This is a genomic window from Pseudomonas capsici (genome assembly GCF_017165765.1).
Classification (GTDB): Bacteria; Pseudomonadota; Gammaproteobacteria; order Pseudomonadales; family Pseudomonadaceae; genus Aquipseudomonas; species Aquipseudomonas capsici.
This window is the reverse complement of record NZ_JAFGZD010000006.1, coordinates 199,286-213,136: the sequence shown is the minus strand read 5'-3', so window position 1 is coordinate 213,136 and position 13,851 is coordinate 199,286. Positions and strand designations below refer to the sequence as shown.

At 53.9% G+C, this 13,851-nt stretch carries 11 protein-coding genes; 3 read left to right on the top strand and 8 right to left on the bottom strand.

Going from position 1 to position 13,851, the window contains the following annotated elements; all coding sequences use genetic code 11:
- Positions 1-140: 140 nt before the first annotated feature.
- From JSY17_RS10765 to JSY17_RS10730, 8 genes are all read right to left on the bottom strand, one after another.
- A complete protein-coding gene (locus JSY17_RS10765; protein ID WP_201012110.1) occupies positions 141-1,796 on the bottom strand; it encodes a hypothetical protein in 1,656 nt (551 codons plus the stop codon).
- A 238-nt stretch (positions 1,797-2,034) separates the two neighbouring features.
- The gene (locus tag JSY17_RS10760) at positions 2,035-2,985 is read right to left on the bottom strand and encodes a hypothetical protein (RefSeq protein ID WP_232849395.1); all 951 of its coding nucleotides are present in this window, start codon (positions 2,983-2,985) and stop codon (positions 2,035-2,037) included.
- Positions 2,986-3,290: 305 nt separating this feature from the next.
- Positions 3,291-3,425: a hypothetical protein gene (locus JSY17_RS25850; protein WP_263943044.1), complete on the bottom strand. Its 135-nt coding sequence runs from the start codon at positions 3,423-3,425 to the stop codon at positions 3,291-3,293.
- Between the two features lie 480 nt (positions 3,426-3,905).
- A complete protein-coding gene (gene hxsA / locus JSY17_RS10750; protein WP_201012104.1) occupies positions 3,906-4,514 on the bottom strand; it encodes a His-Xaa-Ser repeat protein HxsA in 609 nt (202 codons plus the stop codon).
- Positions 4,511-5,746: a His-Xaa-Ser system radical SAM maturase HxsC gene (gene hxsC / locus JSY17_RS10745; RefSeq protein WP_201012103.1), complete on the bottom strand. Its 1,236-nt coding sequence runs from the start codon at positions 5,744-5,746 to the stop codon at positions 4,511-4,513. The genes hxsA and hxsC overlap by 4 nt, the downstream gene beginning before the upstream one ends.
- A complete protein-coding gene (hxsB, locus tag JSY17_RS10740; protein WP_201012102.1) occupies positions 5,746-7,233 on the bottom strand; it encodes a His-Xaa-Ser system radical SAM maturase HxsB in 1,488 nt (495 codons plus the stop codon). The genes hxsC and hxsB overlap by 1 nt, the downstream gene beginning before the upstream one ends.
- Positions 7,230-7,529, bottom strand: a complete 300-nt coding sequence (gene hxsD / locus JSY17_RS10735; protein ID WP_201012101.1) for a His-Xaa-Ser system protein HxsD — start codon at positions 7,527-7,529, stop codon at positions 7,230-7,232. Before hxsD ends, hxsB begins: the two co-directional genes overlap by 4 nt.
- A gap of 366 nt (positions 7,530-7,895) precedes the next feature.
- Positions 7,896-8,810: a LysR substrate-binding domain-containing protein gene (locus tag JSY17_RS10730; protein ID WP_117165695.1), complete on the bottom strand. Its 915-nt coding sequence runs from the start codon at positions 8,808-8,810 to the stop codon at positions 7,896-7,898.
- Between the two features lie 312 nt (positions 8,811-9,122).
- On the opposite strand from JSY17_RS10730, the gene JSY17_RS10725 reads away from it, so the two are divergent.
- The 3 genes from JSY17_RS10725 to JSY17_RS10715 all read left to right on the top strand — a co-directional run bounded on the left by JSY17_RS10725 (position 9,123) and on the right by JSY17_RS10715 (position 13,721).
- On the top strand, positions 9,123-10,139 hold the full coding sequence (locus JSY17_RS10725) for a zinc-dependent alcohol dehydrogenase family protein (RefSeq protein WP_117165577.1): 1,017 nt from the start codon (positions 9,123-9,125) through the stop codon (positions 10,137-10,139).
- Between the two features lie 575 nt (positions 10,140-10,714).
- A complete protein-coding gene (locus tag JSY17_RS10720; RefSeq protein WP_117181918.1) occupies positions 10,715-12,217 on the top strand; it encodes a hypothetical protein in 1,503 nt (500 codons plus the stop codon).
- A gap of 97 nt (positions 12,218-12,314) precedes the next feature.
- On the top strand, positions 12,315-13,721 hold the full coding sequence (locus JSY17_RS10715) for an aminotransferase-like domain-containing protein (RefSeq protein WP_201012099.1): 1,407 nt from the start codon (positions 12,315-12,317) through the stop codon (positions 13,719-13,721).
- Positions 13,722-13,851: the final 130 nt, after the last annotated feature.

Sequence of the window (13,851 nt, the reverse complement as noted above, 5' to 3'; positions counted from 1 at the left end):
CCGAGACTGAACACTTAGTGTAGTGCTTCAGAAAAACCACTGAAACATCGCTGGCGCACCGCCCCATCGTTTACAAGCTGTGGTTTATGGAGCGCTTACGATCAATAAAAGCTAGGCAATGCCTGGCTGTCGTGGTCGAGTCAAAGTCCGAGGCCTCTGCAACGAATTTCGATTCCATTAATCTCCGTTTGCACTACAACATTGTCAGCATCAAAAATTGTGCCGATAGAACATGCGATTTGTGTAGGGGAGTTTTTAATGTAGTGCTTTATGAGCTGATCAGGATCTTCAAGTGGAAGAACATTTGCGTGCTGCCAAGTGTTTACAGCTTGTTGGCTATGGTCAAATCGTATCATTCCATTATTTAATACGTTTCTGAGCGTATTCCATTCGTACGAAATCACACCTTGTGGCCATATAGTGAAATCGAAGTTAAAAATATTATGAACTAGAAGGAGGTGTGAGTTCTCGTTGGTGCAGTCGTATACTCCTTTTATTTTAAGTATCTCGTCGAGCTTTCCTTCCTTTAGTGCAAGTCGAGCGTCAGTAAGTTGTCGAAGGCCTTTATTTATTTTGTCGGTAGCGATATGGTCAGTATCGCCAAGGATATAGGCTCTTCCGCCTGTTCGCAGATATTTAACCTGAGTAAAATAATATTGGTTTCGCTTTATGTCTTTGATTATCAGGTCTACGTCAGGGTTAAGATTTTGGTCGCCGATTTCATGAGGTACAAAGCCTTCAAATGCGCAGTAATTTTGCTTAATGTCTTCACGGGTGAAATAATCAAACACACACCTTTTTTCGAAAAACATCCCAATTTCATGGTTTAATTTCTCGTCAGAAATTTTGTTGGCGAGATAATTGATTGTATGCCGAAGCTGTATTGTAATGCTGGGGTTTTTAATGGATATTCCTTTACTGGTGACATCAAATACCCGGTCAGGTCTCGGTTGTTTTTCCGAGAATGCTTCGATTTTTTGAATTTCGTCTGTTGTTATACCAATTTTGCTAATGAGCTGATTGGGTGCGTAATTCAATTTGTTCTTGATCTGACACCATGAGCAAAGAACTGCAAGTTTACACAGCTTCCTGGCCCACTGTATGCTTGGAAGACTTTGAATTTTATATGGTAGTTCGCCTGCGGGAATAAAAAATATTTTATCTGTAAGTTTTTCGCCCAGCTCCTTTATAACCAAAGGGAACATGGAATGCTTGTCGAAGCCTAAAGGAATCATGTCAAGGTAAGCTATGTTGGCTGCGCAGCTATTTTGCTCCCATTGATTAGCAAACCACTTTCGATGCAATTGCTTCGTGACTTCATGGGAGGATGGTCTGACTTCGATTAAGTTACCCTGCTTTGTCGCGGATGCGGTTTTTGATAGCAGAAGAAAAAGCACCTCGCTAAGAAAGTAAAGCCTAATAACATCATGCAGGCCTTCATTCGGCTTTGTACCGTGATATTCATTGATTTTAAAAGAGTCAGAGATCCTGTCTAGTTGCATGTTTATGCCATCGCAGGCTTTAATGTTTAGCGCTTGTTTGAGTGGCTCTGAATGGCTGGTCTTTAAGAGCTTGTATTCTAGTGGTTTAGGCTTTGCTGTGATGTTTTCAAGGGTTAATGGTCCGCTACTCGCTAGATCGGAATGAATCTGGCCCAGTGAGGGCAGTAACTTTTCTCTAAGCCTATTGAATTCACTAGCCAGAATCAGCGTTTCCTTCGAAGGATGAGAGTCAGGTTCATGAAGGGTTTTCTCAATGTAACTTATTGGGTCAAAGTCGAGCGGATGCATCATCATTCGCCGCAATGTCTTAATTTGTCCTATTGGTAGTCCATACCAGATCAAAGCCTTTCCTCCACTGTCTTTTTGCAGCCGTTTATCTGTATCGGCGGTTTTTTGGGTTTTTGGAAGTTCAGGGTCGGAAGATGCCGATTCCGCCGCTTAAGCTCTTATGCCCCTGTAAGAAATGAATCGATGCACCTTGACTCATCCACTGATGTCTCAAGCTGCCGTCCTGCTGGCTCGGCAACTAGGTCTAACGCAGCATCGAGTCAGACTTAGTCTCTGAAGCAGCACTGCTGAGCAGCCAAATCAGCGCAGGGGATTGCTTGACGTGTTCTGCCATGGTTGTCATTGCAACCTTGAGAGGCGGAATAGTCGACACGACGACATCGTAATTCTCGGCAGGCTGTAGACGAACGCCAATGATGACACTTTTGTCTTCTTGTTCGCGGGCGTAAGCGATAAAGCCATTCTCCAACGGATGCACATATTCTCCAGCCCGCACGTCGGGATATTTAGGGGTCTTGTGGAAATCACTTCGTAGTGCAATAACTTTGGTTACGGCCTTGAAGGCCGGACTGAAATTGTCGGTAAGGTAGCCGTAGCTCATGGCAAATAGCACGCTAATGATCAGTGCCCCTGCACCATGGAACATGATCATACTGCGCGATTGCTTGAATTTAGCTTGAAAGCCGACGAGCGCGGCCAAGCGGGTCATATGTTGCCAGGCTGCTTCGAATGGCAGGCTGATCATCGCGATGACCATGATCAGCACTGCTGTCAGACCAAGGAGTATTGCCACCACAAGCAACCACGATGGAATGTAGAATAGCAACGCGAGAAAGCCGACTGTCAGATCAAAACTTTGAGGGGGCAGCCCTAACGTCTCGGCAACCGCGAAACGCGCGCATGCTGTCGATATCAGCAGTGCAAGCAGATGCATAATGATGATGGGCGTTTTGGCGAATGGCTTATCCCATGCTGTATGGAGCCAGCAGGCGAAAGGGATGCACCAGGCAATGAATCCGCAGATTATCAATGCAGCCGCGACCGTCGTCCCGATGGTAAGCGTGGATATGCCCGTGTATAGGGAAGCTGCAATCGTGATGAGGTACGTAACTACCGAGGCGAGATAGAACCGCTGGGATACGGAATATTGCTGGAATTTGGCGAGCAGTTTTGCTTTCAGAGCTATCATTTTCATCCTTGAACTTCTTTTCAGTGCTTCTAAAATCCATGCGGATAGCAATTCTTGGCCGCCTTGATGTACGTCTTGTTCTGCCAGTTGAGGTGGATGACCCCGTGGCGGCCCATCAAACTCCCACGAGTTCAGCTTATTTATGTGGGCACGAATGGCGAATCAATCGGCTGGCAGACAATTCGCCACATCCCGCGTACGCCGTCTTCGACCCAAGTGCCTTCCAGCACATTCGAGCCTTCGAAGCGGTGCAGCGTTGCTCTGCCGTCGAAGCCTTCTGCTTGCAGTTCGTAATGCCCCGGGCCTTTTGCCTAACCTCGGTATTGCCAGGTCTGGCCCGCGTCGTCATAGGAGACGGTGATAAACTCGATGTCGATCGTAACCTTGCAGGGTTGATCGAACGACGCGGCATTGCTGGGGCGGAAGGTGTCCATTTTGGAGTACATGTTGGCGTCCTTGTAAAGATATCAGGAGCGGTTCAGGGCAGCAGCCAAGTGCGGTTTAGGGTGGTTGACCGGATGCCGACTGCCTGGCACTGCTCCAGAATCGGCAGAATTTAGGTGATGTTGGTACGGCCCGGCTTGCCTTCTGCTCTGTAACGAGCCGCCTGGCAAAGTGGGCCGGCTTTTTCGTACGTATGGTTGGAACTGATTTCCACAGCGTGTGCTTGACCGAAATGATTGTTGCCGGCGAGGTAGTCCAACGTTTGCTGGAAGCTGCTCGAGTCAGCGCCGACTGTGAGTTTTCCGATCCGGTCTCAATCACAACGCGATTTGCATCAACGGTTGTGATACGGAAACGGGCGCTACGCGACTTGCGTTGCAGGCGGCTGATCAATGCCCGGAGAGTGTTGTCGACTTGAATGATGTGCTGCATGGGATAATTCTTTCGTTGCTGAACGGACGCTAGCTTTAGCCTAAAGCGACTTATGGAATCTTGATACCCAACGCATTCAGCGATGGCGTATCCATCCGGCCATTCACGGTCAGCCCACTGTCCATCTGGAAGGCCATCAACGCGCCACGTGTCGCCTTGCCCATCACCCCATCAATGGAGCCTTGATAATACTGGCGCACCATCAGCGCGGTCTGTACACGGGTGACCAAATTGCTTTTCTGCTCATTAGTCGCGCGGCTCTTAGAAGTGCTCGAACTTGTACCGCTGGTAGTGCCAGAAGACTGATAAAGGCTATTGCCGCTTGAGGCGCTGCTCGAAGCACTCGGCGCGCTGTAGCTTCGGGTGCTGGTAGTGGGTGGGCTGTAGTAGCTAGGTGCGCTATAGCCACCCGAGCCGCTGTAGTGAGAACTGTGCGAGCTGTGGGACCGGTGAGAACTGTGCGAGCGATGTGCCGCATAGATGTTGACAGTGTCTGGCGCATTGAGTGTGTCGGCAAATACCGGCGGCTGTAGCTTGTCGTTGGGTTGCCAGTTCGTATCGGCGAGCGTCATATGGTTCGCCTGTGCCAGGGTGGTACTTGCCATTGGCAGCAAGCTGATCCCACTGATCAGGACTTTCCAGCGGTCGAGCAATTTCAATGTGCACTCCTTGCATAGGCGCTAAAGGCCTCGGTCGATAATTGTTTTACGCCGCGGCTCTGCCAGCGGTTGGTGTGAGATTTGAAGAAGCCTGAGCAATGTTTGACGGCAGCGCATTGCTGGCAGGTATCGATGAAAAGATTCTTCCAGTCCGAGATGCTCTGACGAGCGAAGCGCGAGAGGTGGGCCGGGATCAAGCACAGGGGCAGGTTATAGATCGAAACCGGCACTCCGCGGTTGAACAGGAAATACACGGCCTGGCTCAACGACTCTTGATAGTCCAGCGGGTCAATCCACAGTTCTTCGTAGTGCTTCCTGGCCAGGCCGGTACTTTCGATACCCATTAGCGCAACATGTCGTACGAAGGGCAGGTTCCTGAACACGTAGTGGGCGAGCTCGGGCAAGCGTGGCGTGGTCATGCGATTAAGCACCACGCGTATCTCGATGATCTGGTTGGCGCGCGCGAGGTTGTAAAGACCTTGCAGGGTTTCGCTAAACGCGCCTGGAGCCTGCACCACATGGTCATGGTCTTCGGCATTGTCGGCATACAGCGGGATGCCCCAACTCAACTGAGGGTGGCCGATGGCAGAGAGCTCTGCGATCCAGCTCGGGTCTTGGAATAGGCGCCCGTTGCTGAGCACATGAATGGATTTCTGAGGCAAAACGGCTTTGCACTTGGCCAGGATTTCGAGCAGACCGTCGCGATAAAGCGTTGGTTCTCCGCCGCTGATTCCCAGATTTTCCTCGCTCGGGTCCATCAGGTCGATCAGCCGTAGGTTCTCCTCGATGTGCCAGCGGTCATCGATATCTTTGGGCGGCTGTGAGCACATCAGGCAGAGGCTGTTGCAACGATCGGTCATGAATAGCAGGTTGCTGTCTGAACCTCGTCGATAGAGCACTCGCACCAATGCGTTGCCTGGTGTGATGGCAATGACATCGCCGGACTGCACGACATCCGCATCTTTGGGGGTGTGCAGGTGTAGCCGCGTGCTATCTAAGTCGCCGATCAACGGCTCCGGGGTCAGGAATCCACCCACTGGCAATGAAAGCAGGTGCGGGCTCCGTAGTCGTTCTTCGTTTGGCAGCCAAAGCAGCAGGTCACCGAACTCAGCGCTTCCGGCACAAACAGCCAGGCCTTGTTCGATGAATTCATCCAGAGTGATGACCTTGAGCAGTTTCGGCTCATTCAGGTGATGGATTTCGAAGTGGGTATCTTTGCACAGCATCGCCATCAGCCCCTGTAACCCGGGAACCGGACATCGTTGTAAGAGCGCCTGTTCAACCAGGACAGCAGCACCCTCTGCACGTTGTCGTCGCCATCGCAAAGCAGGCCGAAAAGATGCTTCAGCAGCCCCATGTTCTTCTTGCAGAAGCTGCTGAACACTCGGTGTCCGATCGGGTCAGCTTGGCGGGCATAGTGTTCGACGGGGTCAGCACCACAGTACGGGACAAGTGCGCAGTCGGAGCAGCCCGGCAGTGCCTCTGCTACGCCACTGGCGAGCAACGCATTCATAACGGGCGATGCGAGTAATTCAGACAAGGGTTGCTGCACGGTGCCGAGCCTCAAGCCGTCTTCACCCATCTCCAGCAGCATTCGGGCTTCGTCTGAGGGATAGACGTAACCGTCATAGTTGTAAACCAGCGCCGCAATGCCTGCGCCTGCGGGGGAGCGCAGGTCTACATAGCCAGAGGAAAAAGGTGTCAGGATATTCTTCAGCAACAGACTCGTATAACTCTCTGAGAGGTATACACCCTGTTGGTTGATATGCAGCAAATAGGCCAGTGACTTCTTGTAGAAGGCCAAGTATTGCTCAATAGGGTAGTCAAGTCGATGAGCACTCTTGGTGGCAAATCCATAAGGGCTCAGAGGCCGAAGCGAGATGCTGGAGAAGCCCTGGCTTACATACTCGTCGATGATCGCTTCAGGTTGTTCGAGGCTTCTTGAGGTCAGCGTGGTCAGCGCGGAAACTGCATCATTGCCAAGGCGCTCACGGACCCACTGGATGCCTTTTACAGTGCGTTCGTAGGAGTCTCGTGACGGGGTAGGGCGATTGGCATTGTGCAAGGGCGCCGGTCCATCGAGCGAGGTCGAAAACTGGATGCGATTTTGTTCTGCGAAGTCGAGTATTTCCTCCGTCAGGTGGTGCAGCGTGGTGGTAATGACGAACTGGATATCCCGTTGTTCGACCACGTTCCGTTCAACGACCCATTCGACAATCTGGCGGACGCGCTCGAAGGCCAGAAGCGGTTCGCCACCCTGAAATTCCACAGTCAGGGCGGGAACGTTCGATTCGAACAGGCGATCGACCGCAGCCTGTGCATCCGCTTCCGACAGGTCGTGGCCGGATCCGCCCAGAGGGGCCCGCGACACTTGGCAGTACTGGCAGGTGTGGTTGCAGCGCAATGTAACCACGAACAAGTGCAGTGCAGGGCCCTGGAAGAGGAAGTCCTTGCGGCTGCGATACTGCGCGGCCATTTCCGGCAATGGGTCGTGGCGACCTGGTTCGTAGATGAAGTGGCGGGCCAGCAGGTCCTTGTAAAAAGGCGTACTTGCTTGAACGTCGAAGTAACTGAGGGCTCGTAATTGCGCGTCGTTCACGTGCATGTACTCACCGGTATCGGAGGTGAGTAGGATGTCACGGTCTTGTCCCGTATTCATGCGCATGAATCGAAAAGGCAGCAAGCGGTAGTGCTTGGCGTCTGTCGCAATCAGTGTCACTGGGAAACCCCACATCCAGCGAGCGCGGCTCGGGCCAGGACTTCGCGCAACCCTGTTGTTTCGCGGTTGATATGGTCGCGTAGGGCGAAGTCGTTCAGATGCTGGAGGATCAGCGAGTGAGTCTGCTCCGGGGAAAGAGTTAATCTTGCTTCAGCGGGGTGGGCCGTGAGGCTAATTTGATTGGCTTCAATACCGATCTGGATTGCGACAGTGTCGGCCAGTGAATAAGCGGCGCGTTGCACCACGCTGAGCGGGTAGGCTGAGATATCGAGCTTCAGCGTGACTGGCCATGTCATCGGAACCGCTCCTTAAAATCCGTTGGGAACGTGTGGATACTGCCGCTTTCCGAGGCATTATGCCATCATAATTTTTTACATTTGCACGCATCTATTCAGTGTGAATGCGAAGAATCATCAAATGTTTATCGGCTGCATGTTCACCGTTTCGCTGAAAATCTCAGGCCGGTATAGCAACTCGCAGAGAGTCCGGTCAGAGCTATCCTCATCAATAGTCTGCTTGGCCTTAGGCTGGGGGCATCCTTTTCAAACCATCCAAAGCATGCCCTCAGATGCCCCCAATGTAGCAATCCACCGGAAGTGAATGGAGCTCCATGGTCTGTGAAAAGCCAGAAATGATCAGCTAAACAGCCTGCCCGACAACGCCTAAAGACTATCCGGATCCCCAAAAAACATCTGAATCCGCGACCTCAACCACCTTTCCCCTGGATCATTATCCTGCGCCCCGCGCCAGGCCATGTGCAGTTCAAAGGTCTGTGTCTCCAGAGGCAGATCCTCTGCACGAACTCCGCCCGCCGCTGTCAGAACCTGCGCTGCATAGTCCGGCACGGTAGCGATGATGTCGGTGCCGGTCAGGAGTGTGGCCAGGCCATTGAATTGGGGGACGGCCAGGACGACGTGGCGTTTGCGGTTCATTGCTTCCAGGTATTCATCGATGAAGCCGCTCAGGTCACCTGCGAATGACACCAGGGCATGGGGGCGGGCGCAGAAGTCGTCCAGGGAAAGTGCGCCGGGAATCGAGTCGGCGCGCAGCAGTTGTGGTTTGCTTCTGCGCAATACCTTGCGCTTGGCGTTGGCGGGCAGGTCCTGGGTGTAGCTGACGCCCACGGAGATTTCGCCCGAGGCCAGCAGGGCGGGCATCAGGATGTAGTTGACGCGGCGGATCACCAGCACGATGCCCGGAGCTTCGGAGCGCAGTCGTTTGAGCAGGGTCGGCAGCAGGGCGAATTCCACGTCATCGGACAGGCCGATGCGGAAGACGTTGGTGCTGGTGGCCGGATCGAACTCCGATGCCCGGCTGACCGCAGTGGAAATGGAGTCCAGCGCCGGGGACAGAAGGGCGAAGATCTCCGTGGCACGGGCCGTCGGCTCCATGCTGCGGCCGGTACGCACGAACAGCGGATCGTCGAACAGGCCTCGCAGGCGCGAGAGGGCCGCGCTGATTGCCGGTTGCCCGAGAAACAGTTTCTCGGCTGCGCGGGTCACGCTTCTTTCATGCATCAGGGTTTCAAAAACGATGAGCAGATTGAGGTCAACGCGACGCAGGTCGTTGCGATTCATGCGGAGTTTCTCGGGCCGTTTTTCGATTTGGTGCTTTGAGAGGTTGCGATAGTACGAGCAAACGCTGATGGTGCGCATCGAAAAAATTCGTGGCGATGGCTTAAATGTCCACACAGGTTGCAATGTTTCGTCGACATGCCAACAATGGCCGCCCATGAATGCATGGACATCCAGGGATGTGGCAGGCGTTGTCGCCCGGCCCATGTGACACAATCGATGACAGGCATGTCGACTATTAATAGCCACTGATAGTGTTGTCGGCAGAGCCCGGATAGAGTTCACGGCATCAAGGTATACAAGGCGAGGTTCTAAATGTCCCGCACGATCCGTTTTCACCAGTTTGGCCCGGCCGAGGTGCTCAAGGTCGAAGAGCATCCCGACGCGTTGCCTGCTCCCGGAGAGGTGCAGGTGCGTGTCCAGGCAATCGGTGTCAGTTGGTATGACGTTCTCTGGCGGCAAAATCTTGCTTCCACCCAGGCTCGTCTGCCTGCCGGTCTTGGTTATGAGATGGCGGGTATCGTAAGCGCTGTGGGTGAAGGTGTCAGCGATCTGGCTGTGGGTGACAAGGTCGCCAGCTTTCCGGCCGCCGATGCCAACAGGCATCCTGTGTATGGCGAGTCCATCGTCTTGCCGCGTTCGGCATTGACCCGTTATCCCGACGTGCTGACCCCCGTCGAAGCCAGTGTGCACTACACGCCGATGCTGGTTGCCTACTTTGCCTATGTCGAGCTGGCTCGCATCAAGGCAGGGCAAACCGTGCTGGTCACCGATGCCAGCCATTGCTCCGGGCCGTGCTTCGTGCAGATTGGCAAGGCGTTGGGCGCTCGTGTCATTGCTGCGACCAAGACTGACGATGCCCGTGATTATCTGTTGGCCCAAGGCGCTGACAAGGTGGTCGTCACCGAGGAACAGGACTTGCTGATGGCCGTCAACAAGTACACCGAGAATCGCGGCGTGGATGCGGTGTTCGATGGCTTGGGCGGGCCGCAGATGTCGATGATGGGCGATGTACTGGCTCCCCGTGGAAGCCTGGTGCTGTATGGTCTGCAAGGTGGTAACCAGACACCATTCCCGGCCTGTGCAGCTTTCCAGAAGAACATCCAGTTTTTCGTGCATTGCCTGGGTAACTTCACAGGCAAGCCTGAGCTCGGCATTGTTCCTGATACCGAGGCGCTGCAAAGGGCCTTGCGCGATATCAACCAGCTGACAGCTGACCGGGTGCTGGTGCCCCTGCAGACCCGCAACTTCCCGTTCGAGCAAGTGGTTCAGGCTCACCGCTACATGGATGCTTGCCCGATTGGTGGACGTGCCGTGCTGGAAATCGCTTAGGCCTGGGTTTACTAACTGTCTGTAAGTTCTACTTGAAGCCCTCCTTTTCAGGAGGGCTTTTTTGTGCGTGCAAGTTTATGGGGTGTCCGCAGGGCGGTTGACTTAGTTGTTTGATTTTTTTCTGTTTTACGGATGAGTGGTTGTCCGGAGTCATGAATTTTAAAATATTCATGATGAATAAACCTGTTTAGTCTTTCTGTCGGATGTTGGCTTGAGTCAAAAGAGTTTCCTACGAGGCAAAATGCATTTTTTGTCGTCCTCTTCGAGCGTGTCGGTGCGGAGCGCTTTTCTAGAGAGCTCGTCTTGGTGATATGGATTTGCACGACTGGCTGCGTCTGATCGAAGCCTGATCATTACGCAATCAACAATATGTTTATCAAAGGAGTTTTTTAAACGGAGTGTATTGTTTTGGGTGTCGATCTGTACCTTGTAATTGTTTTAGGGATGCCGATAATTGTTTGGTAATTCTTACTCAGGGAATGAGTCATGATCGATTATAAAATCGCGTATAAGCCCGATATTAAATGCCGCCCTTGCATCTTGTGTTGTTTTGATAACAGGGTGGGTGAAAAAGTATGAGTTCCATTCACGAACAGGCAATGAATTATGTGTACCAGCAAGTATTGCAACGCTTGCTGGGCTATTTCACGAGGGCTGAGCGCACGGCTCTGCAATTACTGATTCAGCGGCTGATCGTGGCCGCAGGCGGTATCGAGCGGATTTCCAGTTTCAAGGTGCTGATCGCTTTCGGTGGCGGCAAGGATAGCGCCTATACATTGGCTTTTCTGAGAGCGGCACAACTGAGTATTGCAGGCAGATCCCCCGGCACTTTCAATCTGCGCGTTGCCAATATGCGTCACGTGGGGCTGACTCAGGCGGTGATGGATAACATTCATCGCACCTATTCGGCGTTGTTCCTGTATGACGACCCGCGAGTGGAAATGCTGGTGGTCGATAACCAATATACCCAGGTTTTCGAGCCGGACCTGCCGTTCTCCAGCGCGGGGCGCGAGCAGAACCGCTCGGACATGTTGCTGGCCGGCCATCTGACCGGTGGCGATGGCCGCACCACCTTCTGCAATCGTTGCTATCTGGGGCTTGCGGAGTTCATGGGGCGTGCTTCGAGCTGGGGCAGTGGCGTGGATGCCGTGGTCAATGGCGACTCCCGAAAAGAGCAGAAACATTACGTCACCTGGGCGATGCGTCTTGCTCAGCGAACGGGGCAGGGCAGGGTCAACTGGAGCGGCCAGAACCTCAATGGCATCCTCAGGTCCATCGATACTGTCGGCCAGGCTTACTTTCATGAGCTGTATGGCGAGGGCGATGAGGCCGCCAGATCACCACGGGCGGTCGTTTACCCCAATCAGTCGATTGTCCCGGCCTTCATCAGCATCTGTGATCTGGTCAGTTGCAAGGTCGAAGAGCACTGGAACCTGCTGACCGAGTTTCTGGGCTTTCGCTTCGATGACCTGTCGTTCGCTTTCAGTGAGTCTGACTGTGCCAATCCATTGTTGATGGCCCATATCCGTGGTCTTAAGGCGCAATACCTGCAAGGCCGCCGCTATGCCGACGGCATTGCCGAGTACCTGGCGCTGGCCCGAATGCTGATGCGCCGAAAGCAGATGCCGTCGCGGTTGATCAAGCTGGCCATGGATGCCTATGAAGGACCTGAGCGTATCGAGTCGCGTCGCGAACTGGCCGCCAGCTATGCCCAGGATGGATTCGGTCTGAACGAGTCGCAACTGGTCTGCATGATTTTCTCGCCTTTCGTGGACCGGGGGCGGGCGCTGGAAGCGTTCCTGCGCTCCTGTCATCCGGGCATGCTGGTGGCCCTGCCGGATCTGCACAAGGTGCTCTCGGGTCTCACGGCACCTGAGCAGGTTGTGCAATGGCTGGTGGATATCAGCGGCCTGAGTATCAAGGGGCTGCAGAGCCTGTACTGCAAGTCGCGGGTCAACTTTGACAATGAGCACTCGATCATCGCCAAGGTCCGCGCCGCCGACCCGGACAAGTGCCGTGTCGTGACGGTCGATCCGCAAACCGGTGGTGTCATGGCTGAAGTGCTCTCCGGACGCTGAGCCCTTTTGTCTGGCTAATGGCTGTTGCCGTGGATTCGGTACAGCCATGTCGCTATCGCCTGGAAAATCTTTTGGCCTTGCGCCGGATTGTCTCCCCATGAAAAACAAAACGGATTTCGCCTATCAGGCGGTCTACCGCTATCTCGTTCGTCTGATTGACGAAGTGCAAACCGATTCCACGACCAGAATGCCCTCCTTGCGGCAACTGTCCCGGCGTCTGCGCGTATCGATTTCGACGGTGCAAAGTGCCTATTCACTGCTGGAAAAGGAAGGGCGGGTGTGTTCAATGCCCAAGTCCGGCTATTACGCCTTGCCCAGCGGGGCCAGCGAAGAAACCCCGGAGCCGGTAGTCGAGAATGACAGCCTGTTGGAAACGTTTTACCGACATGTCCGTCGTCCCGGTGTATGGATGTTGGGCAATGACGAACCCACGTTGCTGCAATCCATGGAAAGTCCGCTGCTGGCGATGGAGCGCGAACTGCTCAGGTATTACCCGCGTCCGTTGAATGCCGTATTTCAGCCGTTTGGCGATATTGAACTGCGCACGGCTCTGGCAGCTCGCCATACCCGTGATGCTCAGCGCTGCTGGCACCCGGAAAATGTCTATATCGGGCCGGACATGCCGGGCATGCTGACAGCGGTTGTCGATGTACTGAACCTGCGTGGCGGAACCGTGCTGGTGGCGTCGCCCTGCGCCTGGACTTTGCTGCGTCTGCTGCAGTCTTTCGACATCCGGGTTATCGAGGTGTCGCTGGATGAGACGGGTGAAATCAATCTGGCAGCGCTGGATCAGGTGCTGCTGACGGAAAACATCGGGCTGGCGTTGTTACCCTCGCTGTTGAATCCGGTGCAATGCAGCCAGTTGTCTGTTGCCAACCTTCAGGCTGTCGCTCAACTGCTCAATCGATATCGGGTCTGGGTGCTGGAAAACGACAGTCACGGTGAACTGATCTTTGCGCCGGAACAGACCCGCTTGCGTGACCTGATCGATCCCCAGCGCCTGCTGATACTGGGAAGCTTCGACAAGACTCTGGGGCCGGAAGCGCCCTATGGCTATCTGCTGTGCAAGCACTTTGACGTGCAGTGGCAGCAGTACTTCCTGCTGCGGGCCTTCGAGTTGCCGCCGATTCGCCTGAAGGCAATTGCCAGACTCTGCAGCAGCGGGCGTCTGGATGCCCATCTGCTTGAGCTGCGGGGTTTGTTGATGGAGCGCATGAAGATGATGATGCAGTTGCTGGACCGGCATTTAGGGCAACTGTTGCGCTATGAAATGCCAGAAGGCGGTTGCGGAATATGGGTGCAGAGTACCTATCGTGTGGACATGCGTCAGGTATTCGAAAGTTTGCTGCAACAGCGCATCATCGTCACCCCCGGTGAATTGTTCAGTCTGCAGGGTTTGCATCGGCAATACCTGCGTATCGGTTACGCCATCGACTGGACCCAGAATATTCCGCGTCTGCTGACGGCGTTGGCTGAGGCCCTGAAGCAGGCGCGGCAGCATTGAAGACGTGGAGATACTTTGCAGAAGCCTATTTGCCCTCGATGGGGCCGCTGATCCATTTGTATTTGCCAGAGCCGGGCAAAGGCTGTTATCTGTATACCTATCCAGTATCGGCAATCAACAGTTCCCCTGT

Excerpts from the sequence above, each read along its gene's own strand:
- JSY17_RS10720 (WP_117181918.1), top strand. The coding sequence starts at position 10,715 with ATGAGTTCCATTCACGAACAGGCAATGAATTATGTGTACCAGCAAGTA.
- hxsD (WP_201012101.1), bottom strand. The coding sequence starts at position 7,529 with ATGACATGGCCAGTCACGCTGAAGCTCGATATCTCAGCCTACCCGCTC.
- hxsC (WP_201012103.1), bottom strand. The coding sequence starts at position 5,746 with ATGGCGATGCTGTGCAAAGATACCCACTTCGAAATCCATCACCTGAAT.
- JSY17_RS10725 (WP_117165577.1), top strand. The coding sequence starts at position 9,123 with ATGTCCCGCACGATCCGTTTTCACCAGTTTGGCCCGGCCGAGGTGCTC.
- JSY17_RS10715 (WP_201012099.1), top strand. The coding sequence starts at position 12,315 with ATGAAAAACAAAACGGATTTCGCCTATCAGGCGGTCTACCGCTATCTC.
- JSY17_RS25850 (WP_263943044.1), bottom strand. The coding sequence starts at position 3,425 with ATGTACTCCAAAATGGACACCTTCCGCCCCAGCAATGCCGCGTCGTTC.
- JSY17_RS10760 (WP_232849395.1), bottom strand. The coding sequence starts at position 2,985 with ATGAAAATGATAGCTCTGAAAGCAAAACTGCTCGCCAAATTCCAGCAA.
- JSY17_RS10765 (WP_201012110.1), bottom strand. The coding sequence starts at position 1,796 with ATGATGATGCATCCGCTCGACTTTGACCCAATAAGTTACATTGAGAAA.
- JSY17_RS10730 (WP_117165695.1), bottom strand. The coding sequence starts at position 8,810 with ATGAATCGCAACGACCTGCGTCGCGTTGACCTCAATCTGCTCATCGTT.